Below are 22,541 nucleotides of genomic sequence, written 5' to 3'. Positions count from 1 at the left end.
GCTGAACGCGGGTCTGGGGAACAGGGGGGGCCGTAGAGGCCGGGGCATGACCCATTGTCTTCAGAAGGGCGCGTGCGCCCGGCAGCCGCGGGTTGCGCCCGCCGGGCGACATCCCGTCAATTGCGAATATCGAACTGGAACTCCTGCAGCAACGATTCCCGCAAGCGAACGAACGCCGGACTGCCCCGATCCCGCGGACGCGGCAAATCCACCGGAACGATCCTGAACGGCGTATCCGCTCCGGCGCCCGACATCACCACGATCTTGTCCGCCAGGTAGACCGCTTCTTCGATATCGTGCGTCACCATCACCATGGTGACCTGTTCTTCCAGCCAGATGCGCTCCAGTTCCTGCTGCATGGCCATCTTCTTCATCGCATCCAGCGCGCCGAGCGGTTCGTCGAGCAGCAGAATGTCAGGGTTGATGGCGAGCGCCCGCGCGATGCCCACGCGCTGCGCCATGCCGCCGGATAACTGGCTCGGGTAAGCGGTACGGAAATTCTCCAGTCCCACGAGGTGCAGATATTCGCCAATCCTCTGGCGCAGTTCCTCACCGGTGTATTTCTGCAATTCCAGCCCGAAAGCGATATTCGCTTCGACCGTCAGCCACGGCAGCAGGCGCGGCTCCTGAAAGACCATCGCCCGCTCGCTGCTGACGCCGGTCACGATCTCGCCATCCACCTTCACGGTTCCGCGATCGCCTTTTTCCAGTCCGGCGAGAATGCGCAACAGCGTTGTCTTGCCGGAACCGCTAGCGCCGACGATGACGACGAATTCACCCGCCGCGATATCGAGTTCGACGTCCTTGAGAACAGGCACGACGGATCCGTTGATCCTGAACGACTTGCTCAGACGGTTGATCTGCAGCTTGTGCGGTGACCCGCTAACCGACACCATACCGGCTCTCCTATTGAGACGCGTAACTGTTAAACCGGTTCGTCTGCACGGCATTGACCGGCAGCTGTCCCTTGCGCAACTTTCCTTCCCGTTCAAAAACGTCGAGCCAGAACTGCGCATCGTGATCGGTGAAAAGCGCATGCTGCCTGAGTCCGAAACCAGGCCAATAGCCGGCGAGCGCCGGATTTTCACCGCGTTTCGCAAGCAGTTGCGCGATCAGTTTCCTCGCGTCGTCCGGATGTTCGGCGGCCCAGTCCGCCGCTCTCGCGGAATCGGTCACGAAGGCGCGCGCGGCGGCGGGGTGGGCTTCGAGAAACGTTTTACGCATGACGTCGTAGCCCAATGTGATGTCGCCGAGGACCTGATAGTCGTCGAACAGCACGCGCACTCCGCCATCGGCCTCGAGCTTGCCGGCAAATACTGCCTGCCACGCTCCGACAGCCGCCACGTCGACCTGACCCGATCGAAGCGTCTGTTCCAGTTGCGGCCCGGGGACCACGATGAGCCTCACCGCATTCTGCGGGATGTTGTGAATCCGCAGATACTCGCGCACCGTATAGTCGAGATGCGCGCCCAGCGTATTCACGGCGATGGTTTTGCCGATCAGGTCAGCCGGTTTGGTAATCGGGCTTTTGGAGAGTACGTAGAAGTTGCTCTTCACCGTCTTGCTGAGGCCGCCGCCCGGCTTGACCGCAATGATGTCGTTGCCGTTGGAGATCGCGTTGAGCACCGCCGCGGTCGCGGCACCCGCCACATCGACCGAACCCGACGCTATCGCGAAGAGACTCTCCGGGCCGCCTTGCGAAAAGCCTTTCGATTCCAGCACGACACCGTCGGCCTGCAACCACCCCTTCGCGGCGGCAATCTCGCTGGCATTGATCGAACCGGCATTGCTCAGATAGCGGATCACGGTGACTTTCTGCGTGCCCGCCGCGGGCGGTACCGATTCTGCAGCGTGAGCACTGGCGAGAAGGACGAGTCCCGCCGCCAGTAGTCCGAGCTTATTCAAAACCAGATTTCTGAACCCATGGACCATCGGTTTGCCACTCCAGTATTTTTTGTGCGGATGAAGTCAAGAGAAACGCGAGGGGACAACGGTGCGGCTGCTGGAGCCGGATTCATCCGATATCTCTCGGATCGACCCATTTGCATATTTTTCTTTGCAGGAAGATCAACGAGTAGTTACTGAGCAAACCGAGGCCGGCGAGAAGAACGATCGCGCCAAACATGAGCGGGATCTGAAAGTTGTACTGGGCCTGCATGACCTTGAAACCGAGCCCCTGATTGGCCCCGATCATTTCCGACGCCACCAGCATCAGCAAAGCCGTCCCGGCGCTCAGGCGCAGCCCGACGAAAATCGACGGAATCGCGCCGGGCAGGGTCACGCGGCGGAAAGTCTGCAGTTTCGACGCACCAAACATGCTCGCCATCTCGATCAGACGCCGGTCGACCTGCTTGACGCCCGTCATCGTATTCATCAGCAGCGGAAACACCGTTGCCCAGAAAATCACGAACACCTTCGACGTTTCCCCAAGACCCATCAGCAGAATGAAAATCGGGTAGACGGCGAGCGCGGACGTCTGGCGGAACATCTGCAAGATCGGATCAATCGCGTTCTCGAACCGCGAGAACGTACCCATGACGAGACCCAGTGGGATCGACACGACGACGGCTGCGCCGAACGCGATGCCAGCCCGCTGCAGGCTGATGAACAGGTCGCCGAGCAGCACGCCATTGACCAGCGCGGCAAACAGTGCGCGCACGATAGCGTCGACAGGCGGAATCACCGCTGGATTGAGCCATCCGCGAGAACTGCCAGTCTGCCATAGCGCGAAGAACAGGATCAGCACACCGTATCGATTGAGAAAGGCCCATATCTTCAGATGGCGGACCTTCTCGATTCCAGAATCAAACGCGTTGAAAGCGGGCCTCGTAGCAAAATGGCCTGTCTGCTCCAGCTGCCTTTCGGCCATGCGATCCTCCAGATGATCTAACGACGTGTACGTGGATGTGCCATCCGGCGTGCCCGTATCAGGCAATTCACGCCATGCAGCGATTCCGGTCGTATTGGGGTGCCCGGGATTGAACGTGCTGTTGCCTTCCATGCACTTGCCATGGATGCGCAGCACCGCAACTTTACCGAACAACCATCACGCCGTGATAGATTGAATTCTTGATAGAACAGGCCTAAAAGTGCTTAGCGCAATATGGTCTAAACACTTGCCGATATTCGAGGTAGTCCTCAAAGCGCATTCGGGCGTCGCGGCTATTGCGGGGAAGGCTGGCCACGCGCTGCCGGCCCGCAGGGCCCAGGTTGTTTGTTGGATACGCAGAAGCCGGGAAGGGCGCTGCGCGGCAGCATCGCGAACTTGCTGTTCGATCTGGTGTATCCGTTCCGGGTTCATCCGGGTTTGATGGAATTGCAGATAACCTCAGTAGTGCTTTGTATCCGGGGCGTCGGCGTCGATCCATCCTTTCGCTCAGACTCCGAAGGTTGGCGATGGCGCCGCCAGCTGCCACTTTGACTCACTTTGACTAACCGTCACGCCCGGCGTAATGTCGTTGCGCTTGCCCGTCGCTGAACCCCACGCCTGACGCACCGTCTACCCGCATAACACCCTCAGGAGCCCCCGGCTTCCCGATTCAGGAGATACGCCATGCCTCGCACCGCCGCCGAAAAACGCGCAATTTTTCGTGATCTGCACACATCGGGTTGCTTCGTGCTACCCAATCCGTGGGATATCGGAAGTGCCCGCTATCTGCAAAGCCTCGGCTTCAAGGCGCTGGCGACGACCAGTTCCGGATTCGCGTGGTCGATGGGCAAGGCGGACAACAGTTCGCCGCGCGAGGCGATCCTCGCTCATCTGCGCGCGCTCGTCGATGCGACCGACTTGCCCGTCAACGCCGACTTCGAGAACGGCTTCGGCATGAATGAGGAGGAGGTTGCGCAGAGCGTCGGGCTGGCGGTTGAAACAGGCGTCGCGGGCCTCTCGGTCGAAGACTCGACTGGCGACGCCGATGCGCCGCTATTCGCCATCGATGTCGCCGTGAAGCGGATCAAGGCCGCGCGTCGCGCCATCGACGCGCGTGGCGGCGATACGCTGCTCGTCGGCCGTGCGGAAAATTTCGTCGCGGGCGTGCCGGATCTCGACGACGCGATCGCGCGTCTCAAGGCATACGCGGCGGCCGGCGCGGACTGCCTCTACGCACCGGGCATTCAAACGCGGGAACAGATCGAAGCGGTGGTGGCGGCAGTCGCACCGAAGCCGGTGAACCTGTTGATTGGATCGACCTCGGATCTGACCGTGCAGGATGTCGCCCGCCTTGGCGTGCGACGCATCAGCGTGGGCGGTGGACTGGCTCGCGCCGCCTGGGGTGGACTCATGCATGCCGCGCAGCGGCTGGCCGAAGGGCGTTTTGATGGTTTTGCGAACGCTGCGCCGGGCGCGACGCTCAACGGGCTGTTTCGCGACGACGCGTGAGGACACTGAACGTCCTCAGGGCAGGCAAGCAGATGAAGATCGGAGAGGAGAGTGACGGCGCAGCCGACGCCGATGGAGTCATTCCATTAGGCCGCGGAAACGAACTGGCGTCGCCGGGAGCCATTGCGACCGGGCTTGTCGCGGCAGCCGCGAAATAGAGCGGCGGCGAGATGCGCACATCGCCGTCGCGAACTCAGACCGGTGAATGTCAGTCGTCCCGTTCAGTGCGTTACCCCGTCAGGAGAAAAGCACAAACGGTACCGGCGATATAACGTGAAGCGGATTAGTCTGTCAGACGAATGCCGAACAGCGTGGCCTGCGACTGGCGAATGCGCTCCGCTTCGCGGTGACGCGCGGCGTACGAGTAGTCCGAATCCAGGGGCAGATGGTGCGACGCAAAAAGATCGCTAACCTTTTGAAAGAGTGCGAAAAGATAGCTCATGACGATTCCTTTGTTGAATGCTGGTGAGAGGGTTTTCCCTTGGATGTAATTATAGGGTTTTCCCTAATCAAAGGCCAGAAGAAAATCGCGCGGCCGGCGTGGTCATCCGCCGCAGGTCGTTTGATGGTGGCCGGGGCGGCTATCATCAGCGTCGCGATCGGGGGTGACCGACCGTTGGAGTCGAATCGCCGCGAGCCGGTCTGGCGGTCGCCAGCGCGGCGCCAGAACTTCCTTTGAGCACCCTGATAGAATGCCAGAGCCTCAACGTGCTGGATTGCTGATGAGATTGCTTGATGCACTGGTCGAACAACGTATTGCCGCCGCGGCCGCGCGTGGCGAGTTCGACGACTTGCCCGACGCCGGCCTTCCGCCGACGCTCGATGACGACGCCCTCGTCCCCACGGAAGTGCGCATGGCGAACCGGATTCTGAAGAACGCGGGCTTCGCGCCGCCGGCTGTCGAACAGTTGCGGGCGCTGTGTGATCTCCGGAACGAACTGAATGCGGTCGGCGACGGCGCCATGCATGGCCGTCTCCAGGCAAAAATGCTCGCGCTCGACATGGCGCTCGAATCCCTGCGCGGCGGCCCTATGGTCGTGCCGCACGAATACTGCCGGCGTATCGCCGAAAGGTTGTCGGAACGTGTCCTGATCGACGAGTCCGGCGAGGTGGTTTCATCGTGAGCGACGATGCGCCGGCTTCGGATTGCGCGTCGAACGAACGTGACCGCCATTTCATGTCGCTCGCCCAGGCAGCGGCCGAAGCGGCTCGGGCGGCCGGTGAGGTGCCGGTCGGCGCGGTCCTCGTGCGGGGCGACGAAGTCATCGCGACGGGCTTCAATCATCCGATCGGCGGACACGATCCGTCCGCGCATGCCGAAATGGCCGCGCTGCGCGCGGCGGCGGCAGCGCTCCAGAACTACCGGCTGCCGGGCTGCGAGCTGTTTGTCACGCTTGAACCCTGCCTGATGTGCGCCGGTGCCATCATGCATGCGCGCATCGCGCGCGTCGTATTCGGTGCGCGCGATCCGAAAACAGGTGCATGCGGCAGCGTCGTCGATGCATTCGCGAATCCGCAGCTCAATCATCACACGACAGTCGTCGGCGGCGTGCTCGAGGACGCGTGTGGTGCGGCGCTCAAATCCTTCTTCGCGGACCGGCGGTGCGCGAGCCGTGAAGCCCGTTCGGCCCGCGCGACAGAATCCGCATCTGTAGCCAGCAACGCATCCACGCCGGCCGAAACGCGTTAATCTGAATCGTCCCCATCAGAGCGTTTACCCATTTCACCTATGATCGCGCCTCGCACCATCGAACTAATCGCGCCCTCGGGCTATCCACATGATCCGGCGGTCGTTCATCGCGCCCTCGGCCGGCTTCGTCATCAAGGGCATCACGTCGTGGGTGTGCAGGCAACCGAGCGCCGCTTTCAGCGGTTCGCGGGAACGGACGGCGAGCGCGCCGCGGAACTCAACCGCCTCGCGGATGCGTCGCGCAAGCTGCCCGACATCGTGCTGGCCGTGCGTGGCGGCTACGGCGCGGTGCGCATTCTGCACGGCCTCGACTATGAAGGCCTGCAGCGACGCCTCACGGATCAGCCCGTTGCATTCGTCGGTCACAGCGATTTCACGGCCATCCAGATGGCGCTGCTGGCGCGCGCCGGCCTGACGACCTTCGGCGGCCCGATGCTGATGAGCGATTTCGGGGCCGAGAAAGTCAGCAACTTCACGATGCAGCATTTCTGGGAAACGCTGTCGAAACCGTCCTTCACGGTCACGAGCCACGTTCCGCAGGTTCAGCCTGTCGAAGTCAGCGGCACGCTGTGGGGGGGCAATCTGGCGGTGCTGACGTCGCTCGTCGGCACGCCGTATATGCCGCCCGTCGAGCACGGCATTCTTTTTCTCGAAGACGTCAACGAGCAGCCGTTCCGGATCGAACGGATGATCTACCAGTTGCATCTATCGGGAATTCTTGCGCAGCAGCAGGCGCTCGTGCTCGGCGATTTTTCCGGCGGCCGGCCGTTCGATTATGACAATGGTTACGACCTGAATGCGATGGTCGGGCAGATCCGCTCAGTGATTGGTATTCCGGTGATTACGGGCCTTCAGTTTGGCCACGTCGAGGATATGTTGACGCTGCCTGTCGGTGCCGACGCGCAACTCAAGGCGGACACCCATGGCTTTACGTTGACGGTCTCCGGATACCCCTATCTCACCTGAGGTTCGTTTTGCAGCAGGGGAAAGCGGGCGCTGCCCGCTTTATTTTCACGCAGAAACGCAACTAACCGTCAGTTATTCCAACGTTCCCACATGCACAGATGATGCCGGGAAAAGAAAGGTTTGTTGACAAAAAGTCAGCCAGAAAACGTTCGTCCGTTTCACCGTTAAATCGGCGTAGGCGCCTTGATACAATGCATTTGCCCGCGCGGAGTAATCTGGCAGTGATTATTTGACCCGGGGATTGTCGCTAATTTTATCTAAAAATTGTTGACAATCTTAATGTCCATCCTAAGATACCCAACATACCGAGACGCACATCATGTCTGAAAACATATCCGCAGCTTCCGCAGGCACGAAACCCGAAGTGATCGCCGAGCGCATTCGCGCTGCGATCCTCGAGCATCGGCTTTCGCCAGGCGCCAAGCTGACCGAGGCGCAGCTCTGCGAAGTGTTTAACGTGAAGCGTGGACCGATCCGTCAGGCGCTTGCGCTCCTCGCGACCGACCACCTCGTCGATCTCGAACCGAATCGCGGTGCGTTCGTCGCAAGCCCTTCGCTGCAGGAGGTCCACGAGGTCTTCGAGATGCGTCGCATCGTCGAACTCGCGGTAGTCGAGAAAATTTGCACCGGGCACGGGGCGCGCCGGTTGAAAGGCATCGGCGGCATGATCGGCCGCGAACGCAAGGCGTTCGAAACGCGTGATTTTCCCGCGTGGATCCGTCTGTCCGGCGAGTTCCATACCGAGCTTGCGTCGCTGACAGGCAACACGGTGCTGTGTGACTGTCTGAACGGCCTCGTCGCGCGTTCGACACTGATCTCGGCACTGTACGAATCGCTGGGTCGCAGCCCGTGTTCGTTCGAAGATCACGAAGCGATTCTCGTCGCGCTCGACGCCGGCAATGCAACGGAAGCCGCGGCCCTGATGTCGCGCCATCTGCAGAGCGTGGAACTGAAGATGCTCGACCGCCCGGCGAACAGCGCGGCGGATCTGCACGAAATATTTGGCCCGCGCGCAGGCCGGCATCTGTAAGCCACTGGCATGACCACGGCGCGCCCGGGAGCGGCTGCGCTGCACTGAATGTGAACTGAAGCGAATCGAATAAATGCACGGTGACCGCGCTGCGCTGGTACGCAACGTGTGTCGTGCTCCAGGAGACGTTTGAGGACGGGTTCGCGGCCCGTTTCAAACCATAAAAACAAGTACGTAAGTACGGACACAACCGCGGCGCCCGCATGCAAACGCAACTTGCCGGAATGAAAAACGGCGCGCGACGCAGGCGGACGAGAGTGCCCCACGATCAGTGTTCAGCTGATCTCATTCCAAGGAGGAGTCATGGTTCAGTTCAGTGCAGCACCGGGTAATCCCGCCATTCCCACGTTCGAAGAGGGCGCCGGCGACGGCAATCCATCCATGCCCGCGGGCTACAGCGAACGTCTGTACAACGAAGATCTTGCGCCGCTGAAACATCAGACGTGGAGCGCATACAACATCTTCGCGTTCTGGATGTCGGACGTGCATAGCGTCGGCGGTTATGTGTTCGCGGGAAGTCTCTTCGCACTCGGTCTGACAAGCTGGCAGGTGCTGATCGCGCTGCTGGTCGGCATCGCGATCGTCAACCTGCTGTGCAACCTGATCGCGAAGCCAAGCCAGCTGAACGGTGTGCCGTATCCGGTCGCGTGTCGTTCGACGTTCGGCGTGCTCGGCGCGAACGTGCCGGCTGTGATTCGCGGCCTGATCGCGGTGGCGTGGTATGGCATCCAGACGTATCTCGCGTCGAGCGCGCTCGTGATCGTCGTGCTCAAGTTCTTCCCGCAAATGCTGCCTTATGCCGACGTGCACCATCACGGTTTCATGGGCCTGTCGACGGTGGGTTGGGCCGGCTTCATGGTGCTCTGGGTACTTCAGGCATTCGTGTTCTGGAACGGCATGGAAACGATCAAGAAGTTCATCGACTTCGCCGGCCCGGCCGTGTATATCGTGATGTTCATTCTGGCCGGCTACATGGTGTGGCGCGCGGGCTGGCAGAACATCGGCATCAACCTGGGCGGCGTGAAGTATCACGGCATGGAAGTCGTGCCGGTAATGATCACGGCAATCTCGCTGGTGGTGTCGTACTTCTCCGGACCGATGCTGAACTTCGGCGACTTCTCGCGCTACGGCAAGAGCTTTCGCAGCGTGAAACGCGGCAATTTCTGGGGCTTGCCGGTCAACTTCCTTGCGTTCTCGCTGGTCACGGTGATCACGACGGCCGCCACGCTGCCGGTGTTCGGCCAACTGATTACCGATCCGGTCGAAACGGTGGGCCGCATCGACTATCCGATGGCAGTCGTGCTTGGCGCGCTGACCTTCACGATCGCGACGATCGGCATCAACATCGTGGCGAATTTTGTCTCGCCGGCGTTCGACTTCTCGAACGTGGCGCCGCGTCTTATCAGCTGGCGCGCGGGTGGGATGCTGGCGGCGGTAGCGTCGATTTTCATCACGCCGTGGAATCTCTTCAACAACCCGACGGTAATCCACTACACGCTCGACGTCCTGGGCAGTTTTATTGGCCCTTTGTACGGCGTGCTGATCGTCGACTTCTATCTCGTGAAGCGTCAGAAGATCGAACTGCACGATCTGTACTCGATGTCGGAAAAGGGCGCGTACTGGTATCGCAACGGCGTGAACTACACCGCTGTCCTTGCGTTACTGCCGGCAGCTGCAATCGCGGTTGCCTGCGTGCTCGTACCGGGCATCAATGGCATGGCGAATTTCTCGTGGTTCATCGGGGCGCTGCTCGGCGCCGTGTTCTATCGCGCACTCGCGCGCAAGTAAGTGACGTTGCCGCAAGGAGTCGACATGCGTATCAAGCTCATCAATCCCAACACAACGCAACGGATGACGGACGCGATGGGCCGCTGTGCCCGTGATGTCGTCGCGCCCGGCACCGAGCTCGTTGCGGTCAGCCCGAAGATGGGACCGCCGTCCATCGAAGGCTATTACGACGAAGCGCTGGCCACGCCGGGCCTGCTGGCCGAGATCGCGGCGGGCGAGCGGGAGGGCTTCGACGGCTACGTGATCGCGTGTTTCGGCGATCCGGGGTTGTACGCGGCACGCGAACTGGCGCGTGGACCGGTGATCGGCATTGCCGAAGCCGCGATGCACGCGGCGAGCGTGCTGGCACCGGGCTTCTCCGTCGTGACGACGCTGTCGCGCACCTGCGGCATGGCATGGCATCTCGCTGAGCGCTACGGCATGAAGCGTTTCTGCCGCAACGTGCGCGCGACAGACGTCGCCGTGCTCGAACTCGACCGTCCGGGGTCGGCGGCGCGTCGCATCATCCTCGACGAATGCCGCCGGGCGCTCGACGAAGACGGTTCGGACGCGATCGTGCTCGGTTGCGCGGGCATGGCCGAACTGTGCGCGGAAATCGAGGATGCGCTGGGTGCGCCGGTTATCGAAGGCGTCACGGCGGCGGTCAAATGGGTGGAGGCCCTGGTGTCGCTGCGTCTGGGTACAGCCAAGCGCGGCGATTATGCGCGGCCGCTGGCAAAGCGCTACGACGGCGAGTTCGCGCGCTTCAGCCCGACGGGCGATGCGACAGATGCAGCTGCACCAGGGGTAAACACGAGCGGTTCGGCGGGCGAAGCCGCGCCCACGGCGCCGACGCACATACATTCCGTCTGACCCGCACTATCTGTCCGGATGTATGGGCGCATCCGGGTGTTTTCGCTACACTGACTTCGTCCTGGTGGCAGGATAGCGATACGGCTTTTCGCCGTTTCGCGCCTGTCGCCCCCGCGAATTCCCGTCGCAACGTCATTACCCTGTTTTCGTCAAAATCATGTCATTCGATTCGAACTACCCACGCGATCTGATCGGCTACGGCCGGCATCCGGTGCAGGCGAACTGGCCCGGTCGCGCCCGCGTCGCCGTGCAGTTCGTGCTCAACTACGAAGAAGGCGGCGAGAATTGCGTGCTGCATGGCGATCCGGGCTCGGAGCAGTTCCTGTCGGAAATCGTCGGTGCGGCGGCCTATCCGTCCCGACACATGAGCATGGAGTCGATCTACGAATATGGCTCGCGCGCCGGCGTGTGGCGCATCCTGCGCGAATTCGAAAAGCGCCGGCTGCCGCTGACCGTGTTTGGCGTGGGCATGGCGGTCGAACGTAATCCGGACCTCGCGCGCGCATTTGTCGAGCTCGGTCATGAGATCGCATGCCACGGGTATCGCTGGATTCACTATCAGGACATGTCGCCGGAGAAAGAAGCAGAGCACATGCGTCTTGGTATGGAAGCGATCGAACGCATCACGGGCGAGCGTCCGCTCGGCTGGTACACCGGTCGCGACAGTCCGAACACCCATCGTCTCGTCGCCGAATACGGCGGCTTTCTGTACGACTCGGATTATTACGGCGACGACCTGCCGTTCTGGATGGACGTCGAAGTGACGGGCGGCGAAACGAAACCGCAACTGATCGTGCCCTACACGCTCGACACCAACGACATGCGTTTCGCAAGCCCGCAGGGCTTTAACACCGCCGATCACTTTTTCACGTATCTGCGCGATGCGTTCGACGTGCTTTACGAAGAGGGCGGCGAAGCACCGAAGATGCTGTCGATCGGCATGCATTGCCGGCTGCTGGGCCGTCCGGGCCGCTTCCGGGCATTGCAGCGTTTTCTCGATCATATCGAGCAGCACGATCGCGTCTGGGTAACACGGCGCGTCGATATCGCGCGTCACTGGCGCGAACATCATCCTTACCAGAACAATCACCACGGGGCAGCGGTATGAAGGCCATGCAATATACCCTCGACCAGCTCAATCACACCTCGACCGACGCGTTCGTCGCGGCGTTGTCAGGCATTTTCGAGCACTCGCCGTGGGTCGCGGAAATCGCCGCTTCGCAACGGCCTTACGTCGATATCGACGCGTTGCATCGCACGATGTCGCACGCGGTCGAAACAGCCGGTGAAGCGAAACAGCTGGCGCTCATCAACGCTCACCCGGAGCTCGCCGGGAAAGCCGCGGTGCGCGGCGAACTGACCGCCGAGTCGACGCGCGAGCAGAGCGGCGCGGGCCTCTCGCAGTGCACGCAGGAAGAGTTCGACAGGCTGCTGCACCTGAACCAGGCTTATCGCGAGAAGTTCGGCTTCCCGTTCGTTCTCGCGGTGCGCGGCTATGACCGCCACGGCATCATCGCGAACTTCGAGGCGCGCGTGAACAATAGCCGTGCGGACGAGTTGCGCGCGAGCCTCGACCAGATCTATCGCATCGCACGCTTCAGACTCGACGACCTGATCGACGCGTAAGTGCGTCCGGTGCGCCGGACGCATCACGCAGGCCGAACCGAAATCGAAGCGCTTTTTGCATTAACAGACACAAAGGAAGACAACGATGGCACTCCCGACTCTCGATCCCAACGCCCCCGACTTCACGCGCCGTTATGTGAACCTGGCGGATCCGCGTCTGGGCGCACAGGCGCTCGAAACCAGCGACGATTTCTTCGCGCCGAAAGAACGCATGCTGAATCCCGAGCCGGCGGTCTTCATTCCGGGCAAATACGACGAACACGGCAAGTGGATGGACGGCTGGGAGACGCGTCGCAAGCGCGTCAGCGGCTACGACTGGTGCATCGTGAAGCTCGCGCGCCCGGGTGTGATCAAGGGTCTCGATATCGACACGAGCCACTTCACCGGCAATTTTCCGCCGGCGGCTTCGGTTGAAGCGGCGCGTGTAGTGGATGGCGCGCCGAACCCGTCGACGCAATGGACCGAAATCGTTCCTTCGATGACGTTGCAGGGCAACAGCCATCACTACGTCGACGTCGCAGATGCGAACGCGTTCACGCATCTGCGCGTCAATATCTATCCGGACGGCGGCATTGCGCGCCTGCGCGTGTATGGTCAGCCGCAGGTCGACTGGGCGGGCGCGAGCCGCACCGAACAGTTCGATCTGGCCGCGATGGAAAACGGTGCGTATCTCGTGGCTGCGAACAACCAGCACTTCGGTGCCGCATCGACGATCCTGATGCCGGGCCGCGGTGTGAACATGGGTGACGGCTGGGAAACGCGCCGTCGTCGCGAGCCGGGTAACGACTGGGCGATCGTGGCGCTGGCGCAACCGGGCGTCATCAGGAAGATCGAAGTCGACACGGCCCATTTCAAGGGCAACTTCCCGGACCGCTGCTCGATCCAGGCTGCGTACGTGACGGGCGGCACGGACAGCTCGCTCGTCACGCAGGCGATGTTCTGGCCGGTGCTGCTCGGCGAACAGAAACTGCAGATGGACAAGCAGCATGACTTCGAAAGCGAGCTTGCGGCGCTCGGGCCGGTCACGCACGTGCGCTTTAACATCATTCCGGACGGTGGTGTGTCGCGTCTGCGTCTGTGGGGCACGCTCGCATCATGAAAACGCTCGCCATCGAACCGTTGACGCGCGAAGCGTTCGCCCCGTTCGGCGACGTGATCGAACTCGAAGGCGCGAAGCAGATTCCGATCAATCTCGGCACGACGATCCGCTTTCACGATCTCGCGAAAGTCGATGTGACGGACGAGGGCGGCCGCACGCTCGTCAACCTGTTTCGCGGACAGCCGCGCGTGCTGCCGTTCGAGGTGAAAATGCTCGAGCGGCATCCGTTGGGAAGCCAGTCGTTCGTGCCGCTCAACGACAAGCCGTATCTGGTGGTCGTGGCACCGACGGGCGATCTGGATGCGGCGGAGATTCGCGCGTTCGTCACGAGTGGCTGGCAGGGCGTGAACTACGCGAAGGGCGTCTGGCACCATCCGTTGATCGCGCTCGGCGAGGTAAGCGATTTTGTCGTCGTCGATCGTGGCGGCGACGGGCTGAATCTCAACGAGCAGGATCTGGCCGAATCGCTCTGGCTTACCGAAGATGCATTGAGCGCAGTGTCGGCCTGACTGCATGGACGGTTCGATGCGAAAAAAACCCACGGCATCCGTGGGTTTTTTGTTTGCCGGGGCAGTCGGGGCCTAAATTCCGCCGCGTTTGCCCAGTAGCGGCGAGCGTCCGACGACTTTTCGCGGGGGTTCGGCCGGCTCCGGATCCGAGAATCCAGCGGCTTCTATCGCAGATGTCAGCCCCTTGAAGTGCACGCTCTTTCTGGGGCTGCGCAACGATTCCATTCCTTCGTTCCACGCGTGCAGCATCTGTTTGGCCACGGTGCGCCACTGCGGCTCGTTATTGGCCGCCGCGATCACCTCGTGACCCACGGATACCGCTGAGTCGCAGAGTGCTTCGACCATCGTCGCATAAACACGCGGCGCAATACCGGCTCGCGTGTTGAAGAAACGTTCGAGTGTCTTTCCGGCCGCCCATGTCTTGCGGCCATCGACGGGTAGCCCCGGCGGGTTCGCCGCGAAGCGCGGATAAGCCTGGGTCGTTACGATGTCGTACGCGGGCGTGAACGCGATATCGTCGACGGACGTGTAGAAGAGCGCCACGTTCTTCGTGTGACAGTCGGCGTTGCGGACAACGTAGTTCGTCAGCAGGTGCCACGCGAGCTGTTCGAGCTGCAGGCGCAGACTGTCCCGCTGAAGCAGATACGCTTTTGCTGCGTTGACCATTTTCTCGGTCGTCGAGTTGTACTTTTCGTGCGGCGGCAGACCGAGCAGGCCGCACATGTCCTCGACGCCATGCACCGGCAATCCTGCTTCGTTCACGTCGAAACGTTCGACAACGAGCGCGCGGCCATCGTCGGACATCTGCGTGCGTGCAACAGGCGCGACGTCGAGCTTGTCTAGTACGCGCATCGAGTAGAACTCGTTGAAGCCGAGAAACGGCGTGTTCTCGTCCGAGCCTTTGACGATATACCGGCTCGTCTTGATCGTCGATTTGCCGAGCGGCAGTGGCGGCGTTGCCTGGCTGGCGGTATCGCTTTCCGGCGCGATGAACTTCGGAACAGCGCCGGAGATAGCCGCCCGCGCGTATTGGCGAACCAGCTGGGCGAAGTGATCGGCCGTGTTGTCGCCCTGAAGAATTTCCTTGACGTCGAGCGCCTGCAGTTCCGTTCCGGGCGCGACGCCTTCCGGGGTCACCGTGACACGGCCAATTCCCATAGCGCCGACCACGGCAAGGAGCGACAGGTCGGTGCCGTCGAGCAAAGGCCCGAACTGCTCGCGGATCAGGCCCAGCAGATAACCTTCGGGGAGGTTCTGGCGAAAGAAAGGATGCAGGTCGCGCGGCCAGCGCCACGCTTCTTCGCGCACCGGCATCGCGAGGCTGATGAAATCGGTTGCCGCGACGTCACGCCCATACTTGAGCACGTAGTCGTCGCGCTCACGAAACAGCGAGGCGACCTTGCGGCCTTGCACATGAACATCAAGCCTCATTGCGCCGGCCCGTTCGATGCACGCTGCTCGGCGAGGATGTCCTCAAGCGTGCGACCGTGCCCGTGAGCAACAACTTTCAGATCGTAACCGGCGGCCTCCAGCAGGCGGACAAGAACCGACACGCTCATGTCGCCTCTCGCCAGCGTTTCCATACGGGCGACTGTCGTGCGCGCGACACCGGCGCGTCGAGCCAGTTCGCCCTGTGAAAGGGCGGTTTCATGGCGGACATCCTTTAGCATGTCCGAGACGTCTGCGAGCGTGGTCATATGTAGCCCTTGGGCATCAATAGGCGGGTTTATGCAATTTATTGTAGCCCACAGGATACAAACTTTCCACGCTAACTTGTAGCCCAAAGGCTGCATAAATAGCTAATAGCGCCAAAAATGTAGCCCAAGAGATACAGACATAACTATTCCGGGCTTCAGATGAAAACGGGCCTTTGCTTCCGCAAAGGCCCGTTCTGATGCACCGTAACAGGGAAACTGGAAGCCCGATGTCCCGTAGCACCCGATAAGTAGCGCTATTTGATCGCACCGCCCTGGAACCACGCGGCGATTTTCTGCCGCTCGTCGTCGGTCATGTGCGTGACGTTGCCAAGCGGCATTGCTTTCAGCGTCACCGCCTGCTGATAAATCCGCTGCGCGTTCCGCGAAATTTCGTCGGGCGTATCGAACAGCACGCCGGCCGGCGCGCTACCCATCATCGTCGGGTGCGCGGAGTGGCAGGCGACGCACCGCTGCTGCAACACCGGCTGGATGTCGGCGATCTTGAGGACGGGCGCGTTCGCGGCCTGTGCCTGCGCGACCACAGGCTTGGGCATCGTAGAGGCCACGGCGACGAACATCAACGCAATCCCGACCAGCGGCAGATACCACAGCACCTGGCCGCGATGGCGCATCACGAAGAACTGGCGGATCAGCGCGCCCGCCAGCATGATCACGACGAGCACGGCCCAGTTGTACGGATGCGTGTACGTCATCGCGTAGTGGTTCGAGAGCATCGCGAACACGACCGGCAGCGTGAAATACGTGTTGTGTACCGAGCGCTGCTTGCCGCGCTTGCCGTAGACCGGATTCGGCACTTCGCCCTTGAGCATTGCGTCGACCATCTTGCGCTGACCCGGGATGATCACGAAGAACACGTTCGCCGACATGATCGTCGCGAGCATCGCGCCCATGATCAGATACGCGGCGCGGCCCGCGAAGATGTGGCAGGCAAGCCATGCCGCGATCAGCACATAGATGCCGACGCAGATGCCGAGCACGCGGTCCTTGTTGCCCAGCAGACGGCACAGCGAGTCATAGACAATCCAGCCGGCCATCAGGAACCCAAGCGCCGAAAAGATCGCGACGACGGGGCCCATGTCGAGCACGTTCTTGTCGATCAGGTAGGTGTTCGGTGCAAACAGATACAGCACGGTGAAAAGGCCGAAGCCCGAGAGCCACGTCGTGTACGACGGCCACTTGGACCAGTGCAGGTCTTCCGGCATTTCCGGCGGCGCGACGGTGTACTTCTGCATGTTGTAGAAGCCGCCGCCGTGCACATGCCACAGCTCGCCGAAGACCCCCCGGCGACGCTGGTTCGGGTCAGTCGGTGGTTTCAGGCTGTTGTCGAGCGCGACGAAATAAAACGATTCGCCGATCCAGGCGATCGCAGCGATAACGTGAAACCAGCGAATCGCGAGATTCAGCCAGTCGGTGATAAAGCCTTCCATGAAACGCCTCCACTTCTCATTCGTTGGCGCGTAGCGCCTTGCTATTCGATTCGACGGCGTTTTGCAGGTGCGTCTCCTGGCATCTGCAAAACGCGGCGGTATTGCGGGTCGTTGCTATCCAGTCGGGTTGTGTCGGAGTGAGCGCGGTGCGCGGGTGTGCGGTTTTCACCAGGGCTGCCGGTTCATATCCGCTGACCGTCTGTTCCTTGCATGCATCGAGACAACCGCTGCCGCCCTAACTGCCGCGATACGTGCTCCATGACCACGGCGACACCAGCAGCGGCACATGCCAGTGCGCGCCCGCATCGGCGACGCCAAAACGCAGCACGACACGATCGACGAAGCGCGGTTCGGGTGCTTGCGTGCCGGTCCCGGCAAAGTAGTCGCCTGCATGGAACACGAGTTCGTATTCGCCGGTAACGAGTGCGTCGCCTTCGAGCAGGGGCGCATCGCAACGGCCGTCGTGATTGGTGGTGGTGGTTTTGATCGCGCGGCGCGTGTCGCCGGAGAGCGCGAAGAGTTCGACCTTGATGCCGGCGCCGGGACGGCCGTTCGCGGTGTCGAGCACGTGGGTAGTGAGCTTGCCCATTCGCAGTTTTCCTTGTGTAAATTGCGAGTTTCAGCGGCGGCCCGATCCAGAATACGTTGCGGCGGATCGAGGCTCCACGTCAGTGGCTACATACCCGTCGGCGAATTGAAGCGAGCGCCGTGGGAGCCATTGTAAAAAGGATGTTGCGTCCGCGCGTGCCCGATAGGAAAGATAATACCTGGCGCATATATATACGCGTTTCACGTCCGCTGGATACGGGTTTTCCCAGGCACGCCGAAACCTGGACCGATCCTGCCGACGTCAGAAAAGGACCGGTATATCGGGTTTGTGAAGACAAGTATGGCGACTGGGTGAATTGCCAGCGCAATTTTGGCCGCTGAAGGTTACGCCAATGCGCAGCGTGCTGTGCATCCCGAAGACGGCGCTGTACGCTGGGTAACCGGGCCAACGGCGTTCGAATGGACGCGGCGGCGCCGGAGCGTGCTCGCCGCATCGCGTTCGGACGGTATCAACCTCGCGGGAACCGGGAGACACGAATGACGATGCAGACACAAACATCGCAGATATCACAGACACCAAGGCGCGGCCGGACGATGCTGGTGAAGCACGCCGACGTGCTGGTCACCATGGATGCCACGCGGCGCGAAATACGCGACGGCGGCCTCTATATCGAAGACAACCGGATCGTCGCGGCGGGCCCGACCCACGAACTGCCAGAAAGCGCCGACGAAGTGCTCGACATGCGCGGACACCTCGTGATTCCGGGGCTCGTCAACACCCATCACCACATGTATCAAAGCCTGACGCGGGCCATTCCCGCCGCGCAGGATGCGGAGCTTTTCGGCTGGCTGACGAATCTGTACAAGGTGTGGGCGAACCTCACGCCGGAGATGATCGAAGTGTCGACGCTGACCGCGATGGCCGAACTGCTGCTTTCCGGCTGCACGACGTCGAGCGACCATCTGTACATCTATCTGAACGGCAGCCGGCTCGACGACAGCATCGTGGCCGCGCAGCGCATCGGCATGCGTTTTCATGCGAGCCGCGGCAGCATGAGCGTCGGGCAGAAGGATGGCGGATTGCCGCCGGATCCGGTCGTCGAAAAGGAAGCGGACATCCTGAAGGACACGCAGCGGCTGATCGAGACGTATCACGACGACGGTCGCTACGCGATGCTGCGGATGGTCGTCGCGCCCTGCTCGCCGTTTTCGGTGAGCCGCGACCTGATGCGCGAATCGGCGGCGCTCGCGCGGCAGTATGGCGTGTCGCTGCACACGCATCTGGCGGAGAACGTCAACGACATCGCGTACAGCCGCGAGAAGTTCGGCATGACGCCGGCGCAGTACGCGGAAGATCTCGGCTGGGTCGGGCATGACGTGTGGCACGCGCACTGTGTGCAGCTCGACGACGAAGGCATCGCACTCTTCGCACGGACCGGAACCGGCGTCGCGCATTGTCCGTGTTCGAACATGCGGCTTGCGTCCGGAATCGCGCCGGTGAAAAAGATGCGGCTCGCGGGCGTGCCGGTGGGTCTCGGTGTCGATGGTTCCGCGTCGAACGACGGCGCGCAGATGGTCGCCGAAGTGCGTCAGGCGCTGCTGCTTCAGCGCGTCGGGTTCGGTCCCGAGGCGATGACTGCGCGCGAAGCGCTCGAAATCGCGACGCTCGGTGGCGCGAAGGTGCTCAATCGCGACGATATCGGCGCGCTGGCGCCCGGCATGGCAGCGGATTTTGTCGCGTTCGACCTGCGTCAGCCGTTGTTCGCCGGCGCGTTGCACGACCCGGTTGCCGCGCTTGTGTTCTGCGCGCCGTCACAGGTTGCGCACAGCGTGATTGGCGGAAAGATCGTGGTGAAGGACGGCGTTTTGACGACGGTCGAGCTGGGCACGGTGATCGAGCAGCACAACCGTCTGGCGAAAAGTCTGTACGAAGCCGCGGCCTGAGCTGCACGCAGGACGAAGGACGCAAGAAGAAAGACATTCGCACCGGCCACGCGTTCCGCGCGCTGGTGTGAACGTCGAAGAGAACGCTTAAGGCTTGTCGATCAGCGTGCGGGTCGCTTCGGAGACGAGGCTTCTGAGCCAGCGCACTTCATCGGAGTAATGGCAGCGCTCGTGCCACAACTGGTAGTACTGCATCGGCGGAAAATCGAGCGGCGCGGGCACGACGGTGAGCGGCAGGAACTTCGCGTAGTGATCGGCGAAAAGACGCGTCGTGGTGAAGATCAGATCGGACTTGACCAGCACATACGGCGCGAGGTTGAAGTAAGGCAGTGTCACGACGACATGGCGTTTGAGACGTTCACGCGCGAGGTGAACGTCGATCGCGCCGCGCTGGCCCACCGAATACGGCGTCGGTGCGAGATGCGGGGCGTTCAGGTACTGGTCGAGCGTCAGGCCGCCGCGTTTGGCGAACGGATGCGTGTTGCTCATCAGGCATACGATCTGGTCGACGAACAGATTCGACAGATGCAGTTGCTCAGGCGGTTCCGGCCAGTTGCCGACGACGGTATCGAGCTTGCCGTCCTCGAGCGCGAGCTCGTAGTCGAAGGAGGGGCCGAGCGAATGAAACTCGAGCGTCGCGTTCGGCGCAGCCTGACGGAAGCGTTCGACGACCGTCGGCACGAACAGCACGTTGAGGTAATCCGGGCAACCGATGCGGTAGCAGCGAATGGACGTGGCAGGATCGAAATTGTGCTGCTGGAACTTGATGCGCTCGATTTCGCGCAGTGCGTTCTGCACGGGTTCGAGCAGACGCAGCCCATACTCGGTCGGCACCATGCCCGACTTGCCGCGCACCAGCAGCGGGTCGCCGGTGATGTCGCGCAGGCGACGCAGTGCCGCGCTGATGGCGGGTTGTGACTGGTTGAGCTTGACCGCCGCGCGGGTCACGCTGCGTTCCATCAACAGCGTGTGCAAGACGCGTAGTAAGTAAGTATCGATCGCCTCGCGTTGCTGACTCATGACTTCTCCGGAATATATGTTCTGGCTGATCGAATGGGCTTTGGGGTATATGCGTTTTAGTATGGACAGAAAGAGCCGTCAAGGGAGGCTTACCCGCAACGCCTTGTTGCGACGCGGGTTTCCGGGAATTTTGATGGCTCGACGGGCTGTGTCGAATTAGGTATTGTCACCCGGCTGCAACGTCGTCCAGCGCGCTTCGCACGGCTTCGGACGGCCACGTTGCGAAAGGGCAGTCACTGCGAACAACGGAATTACATGGTCGACATTTCCACCTCTGGCGGCGACGCCGCCGAACGGCCCGCGGGTACATCGCCGGCGAAAGCCGCGGCCGCGCCACGTCTCGCACTGTCGGGCATCAGCAAACAATATCCGGCCGTGCGCGCCAACGACGACGTGACGCTTGTCGTCGAGCCCGGCGAAATCCACGCGGTCCTCGGCGAAAACGGCGCGGGCAAGAGCACGCTGATGAAGATCATCTACGGCTCGGTGCGGCCCGACGCGGGCGAGATCCGCTGGGAAGGGCAAGCCGTCGAGATCGCGAGCCCGGCGGCCGCGCGCAAGCTCGGTATCGGCATGGTGTTCCAGCACTTTTCGCTCTTCGAGACGCTGACCGTCGGCGAAAACATCGCGCTCGCGCTCGACGATCCGTTCGACCTCAAGACACTCTCCCGGCGCATCCGCGAAGTATCGGCCGATTACGGCCTCGACATCGATCCGCAGCGCCACGTGCACAGCCTGACGGTGGGCGAGCGGCAACGCGTCGAGATCGTGCGTTGCCTGCTGCAGAATCCGCGTCTGCTCATCATGGACGAGCCGACCTCGGTGCTCACGCCGCAGGCCGTGCGCAAGCTCTTCGCGACGCTGAAGCGCCTCGCGTCCGAAGGCTGCAGCATTCTCTACATCAGCCACAAACTCGACGAAATCCAGGAACTCTGCGACACCGCGACGGTGATGCGCGGCGGCCGCGTGACGGGCCACGTGAAGCCGCGCGAGGAAACGCACGCGTCGCTCGCGCAGCTGATGGTCGGGCATTCGCTGCCGGACTACGAGCGCCGCACGCACACGCCGGGCAATGTGCTACTCGACGTGAAGCATCTCTCCGTGGCGAGCGAGGATCCGTTCGGCACATCGCTCGACGATGTGTCGTTCTCGGTTCACGCGGGCGAAGTGTTCGGCATTGCGGGTGTCTCGGGCAACGGTCAGGCAGAACTGCTGGCGGCCCTCTCCGGCGAGCAGCGCGGCAACCGGGCCGAAGCGGTCACGATCTGCGGCAAGGCCGCGGGCAGGCTCGGCGCGGGCGGCCGGCGTTCGCTCGGCTTTGCGTTCGTGCCGGAAGAGCGGCTCGGGCGGGGCGCGGTGCCGGCGATGTCGCTCTCCGACAACGCACTCCTGACCGCGCACCGGCAGAAGATGGTGAGTTCCGGCTGGATCAGCACGAAGGCGATGCGCGCGTTCGCGGACCGTTGCATCGCATCGTTCGACGTACGCTGCGGCGGCCCCGACGCGATCGCGCAAAGCCTGTCGGGCGGCAATCTGCAGAAGTACATCGTCGGCCGGGAAATTCTCCAGGCGCCGAAGGTGCTGGTGGTCGCGCAACCCACGTGGGGCGTCGATGTCGGCGCGGCGGCGTTCATCCGTCAGCAGCTGCTCGACCTGTCGGCGAGCGGCGTCGCGATCCTGGTGATCTCCGAGGAGCTCGAAGAGCTGTTCGACATCTGCGACCGCCTCGCGGTGCTCGCGCGCGGCCGCCTGTCGCCGGTTCGGGCGACGGGCGATACGAACGCGGAGGAAATCGGCCGCTGGATGGCGGGCCTCTTCGGCGAGCGCAACGGCGGCGCCGGCGGCACGCCGCCACCACCGGCGGGCGAGCCGGCGCACGCCTGAACGCACGGCCGCAGCCTGAGACCGAACCCCTGCGATCGAATACATAACAACACGCTAACCA

Annotated in this window: 22 protein-coding genes; 13 read left to right on the top strand and 9 right to left on the bottom strand. The window is 62.1% G+C overall.

What is annotated here, in order from left to right:
- Positions 1 to 116: 116 nt before the first annotated feature.
- From LPA34_RS07040 to LPA34_RS07030, 3 genes are all read right to left on the bottom strand, one after another.
- Complete coding sequence (locus tag LPA34_RS07040) at positions 117 to 896, bottom strand: ABC transporter ATP-binding protein (RefSeq protein ID WP_228976390.1); 780 nt, start codon at positions 894 to 896, stop codon at positions 117 to 119.
- A gap of 10 nt (positions 897 to 906) precedes the next feature.
- Positions 907 to 1,905 carry an ABC transporter substrate-binding protein gene (locus LPA34_RS07035; protein WP_228976388.1) on the bottom strand — a complete coding sequence of 333 codons (999 nt, stop codon included), beginning with the start codon at positions 1,903 to 1,905 and terminating at the stop codon, positions 907 to 909.
- A 109-nt stretch (positions 1,906 to 2,014) separates the two neighbouring features.
- Positions 2,015 to 3,043, bottom strand: coding sequence for an ABC transporter permease (locus LPA34_RS07030; protein ID WP_228976386.1), 1,029 nt, complete (start codon positions 3,041 to 3,043; stop codon positions 2,015 to 2,017).
- Positions 3,044 to 3,553: 510 nt separating this feature from the next.
- Between LPA34_RS07030 and LPA34_RS07025 the strand changes: the two genes are divergently transcribed.
- Positions 3,554 to 4,378 carry an isocitrate lyase/PEP mutase family protein gene (locus LPA34_RS07025; protein WP_228976384.1) on the top strand — a complete coding sequence of 275 codons (825 nt, stop codon included), beginning with the start codon at positions 3,554 to 3,556 and terminating at the stop codon, positions 4,376 to 4,378.
- Positions 4,379 to 4,661: 283 nt separating this feature from the next.
- Here the strand turns inward: LPA34_RS07025 and LPA34_RS07020 are convergent, their stop codons facing one another.
- Positions 4,662 to 4,820 carry a hypothetical protein gene (locus LPA34_RS07020; RefSeq protein WP_228976382.1) on the bottom strand — a complete coding sequence of 53 codons (159 nt, stop codon included), beginning with the start codon at positions 4,818 to 4,820 and terminating at the stop codon, positions 4,662 to 4,664.
- Between the two features lie 280 nt (positions 4,821 to 5,100).
- On the opposite strand from LPA34_RS07020, the gene LPA34_RS07015 reads away from it, so the two are divergent.
- The 10 genes from LPA34_RS07015 (at position 5,101) to LPA34_RS06970 (ending at position 13,938) form a co-directional block, all read left to right on the top strand.
- Positions 5,101 to 5,502: a DnaJ family domain-containing protein gene (locus tag LPA34_RS07015; RefSeq protein WP_228976380.1), complete on the top strand. Its 402-nt coding sequence runs from the start codon at positions 5,101 to 5,103 to the stop codon at positions 5,500 to 5,502.
- On the top strand, positions 5,499 to 6,068 hold the full coding sequence (tadA, locus tag LPA34_RS07010; protein WP_267478865.1) for a tRNA adenosine(34) deaminase TadA: 570 nt from the start codon (positions 5,499 to 5,501) through the stop codon (positions 6,066 to 6,068). Before LPA34_RS07015 ends, tadA begins: the two co-directional genes overlap by 4 nt.
- Positions 6,069 to 6,107: 39 nt before the next feature.
- Positions 6,108 to 7,034 carry a muramoyltetrapeptide carboxypeptidase gene (gene ldcA / locus LPA34_RS07005; RefSeq protein ID WP_228976377.1) on the top strand — a complete coding sequence of 309 codons (927 nt, stop codon included), beginning with the start codon at positions 6,108 to 6,110 and terminating at the stop codon, positions 7,032 to 7,034.
- A 319-nt stretch (positions 7,035 to 7,353) separates the two neighbouring features.
- Entirely contained in the window at positions 7,354 to 8,064 is a 711-nt protein-coding gene (locus tag LPA34_RS07000; RefSeq protein ID WP_228976375.1) for a GntR family transcriptional regulator, read from the top strand.
- Between the two features lie 303 nt (positions 8,065 to 8,367).
- Positions 8,368 to 9,852 carry an NCS1 family nucleobase:cation symporter-1 gene (locus LPA34_RS06995; protein WP_228976374.1) on the top strand — a complete coding sequence of 495 codons (1,485 nt, stop codon included), beginning with the start codon at positions 8,368 to 8,370 and terminating at the stop codon, positions 9,850 to 9,852.
- 24 nt (positions 9,853 to 9,876) lie between these two features.
- Positions 9,877 to 10,704 carry an aspartate/glutamate racemase family protein gene (locus tag LPA34_RS06990; RefSeq protein WP_228976372.1) on the top strand — a complete coding sequence of 276 codons (828 nt, stop codon included), beginning with the start codon at positions 9,877 to 9,879 and terminating at the stop codon, positions 10,702 to 10,704.
- Between the two features lie 157 nt (positions 10,705 to 10,861).
- Entirely contained in the window at positions 10,862 to 11,812 is a 951-nt protein-coding gene (gene puuE, locus LPA34_RS06985) for an allantoinase PuuE (RefSeq protein WP_228976369.1), read from the top strand.
- Positions 11,809 to 12,330, top strand: coding sequence for a 2-oxo-4-hydroxy-4-carboxy-5-ureidoimidazoline decarboxylase (gene uraD / locus LPA34_RS06980; RefSeq protein ID WP_228976367.1), 522 nt, complete (start codon positions 11,809 to 11,811; stop codon positions 12,328 to 12,330). The genes puuE and uraD overlap by 4 nt, the downstream gene beginning before the upstream one ends.
- A gap of 85 nt (positions 12,331 to 12,415) precedes the next feature.
- A complete protein-coding gene (alc, locus tag LPA34_RS06975; protein ID WP_228976365.1) occupies positions 12,416 to 13,429 on the top strand; it encodes an allantoicase in 1,014 nt (337 codons plus the stop codon).
- On the top strand, positions 13,426 to 13,938 hold the full coding sequence (locus LPA34_RS06970) for an ureidoglycolate lyase (protein ID WP_228976363.1): 513 nt from the start codon (positions 13,426 to 13,428) through the stop codon (positions 13,936 to 13,938). Before alc ends, LPA34_RS06970 begins: the two co-directional genes overlap by 4 nt.
- Positions 13,939 to 14,010: 72 nt before the next feature.
- Here the strand turns inward: LPA34_RS06970 and LPA34_RS06965 are convergent, their stop codons facing one another.
- The 4 genes from LPA34_RS06965 to uraH form a co-directional block, all read right to left on the bottom strand.
- Positions 14,011 to 15,369, bottom strand: a complete 1,359-nt coding sequence (locus LPA34_RS06965) for a type II toxin-antitoxin system HipA family toxin (RefSeq protein ID WP_228976358.1) — start codon at positions 15,367 to 15,369, stop codon at positions 14,011 to 14,013.
- Positions 15,366 to 15,635, bottom strand: a complete 270-nt coding sequence (locus LPA34_RS06960) for a helix-turn-helix domain-containing protein (protein WP_228976356.1) — start codon at positions 15,633 to 15,635, stop codon at positions 15,366 to 15,368. Before LPA34_RS06960 ends, LPA34_RS06965 begins: the two co-directional genes overlap by 4 nt.
- Positions 15,636 to 15,889: 254 nt before the next feature.
- Complete coding sequence (locus tag LPA34_RS06955) at positions 15,890 to 17,083, bottom strand: urate hydroxylase PuuD (protein WP_228976352.1); 1,194 nt, start codon at positions 17,081 to 17,083, stop codon at positions 15,890 to 15,892.
- Between the two features lie 235 nt (positions 17,084 to 17,318).
- Positions 17,319 to 17,672, bottom strand: a complete 354-nt coding sequence (uraH, locus tag LPA34_RS06950) for a hydroxyisourate hydrolase (RefSeq protein ID WP_228976350.1) — start codon at positions 17,670 to 17,672, stop codon at positions 17,319 to 17,321.
- A 497-nt stretch (positions 17,673 to 18,169) separates the two neighbouring features.
- Here uraH and LPA34_RS06945 point away from each other — a divergent pair, with 497 nt between their 5' ends.
- Positions 18,170 to 19,576 carry an 8-oxoguanine deaminase gene (locus LPA34_RS06945; RefSeq protein ID WP_228976347.1) on the top strand — a complete coding sequence of 469 codons (1,407 nt, stop codon included), beginning with the start codon at positions 18,170 to 18,172 and terminating at the stop codon, positions 19,574 to 19,576.
- An 87-nt stretch (positions 19,577 to 19,663) separates the two neighbouring features.
- On the opposite strand, the gene LPA34_RS06940 is transcribed toward LPA34_RS06945, so the two are convergent.
- Positions 19,664 to 20,596: a LysR substrate-binding domain-containing protein gene (locus LPA34_RS06940; protein WP_228976346.1), complete on the bottom strand. Its 933-nt coding sequence runs from the start codon at positions 20,594 to 20,596 to the stop codon at positions 19,664 to 19,666.
- Positions 20,597 to 20,851: 255 nt separating this feature from the next.
- On the opposite strand from LPA34_RS06940, the gene LPA34_RS06935 reads away from it, so the two are divergent.
- Complete coding sequence (locus LPA34_RS06935) at positions 20,852 to 22,480, top strand: ABC transporter ATP-binding protein (protein WP_228976344.1); 1,629 nt, start codon at positions 20,852 to 20,854, stop codon at positions 22,478 to 22,480.
- Positions 22,481 to 22,541: the final 61 nt, after the last annotated feature.

The organism is Paraburkholderia gardini (assembly GCF_907164575.1).
GTDB lineage: Bacteria > Pseudomonadota > Gammaproteobacteria > Burkholderiales > Burkholderiaceae > Paraburkholderia > Paraburkholderia gardini.
Note: the sequence above shows the minus strand (reverse complement) of the source record. Positions and strands in the feature narration are given on the sequence as shown.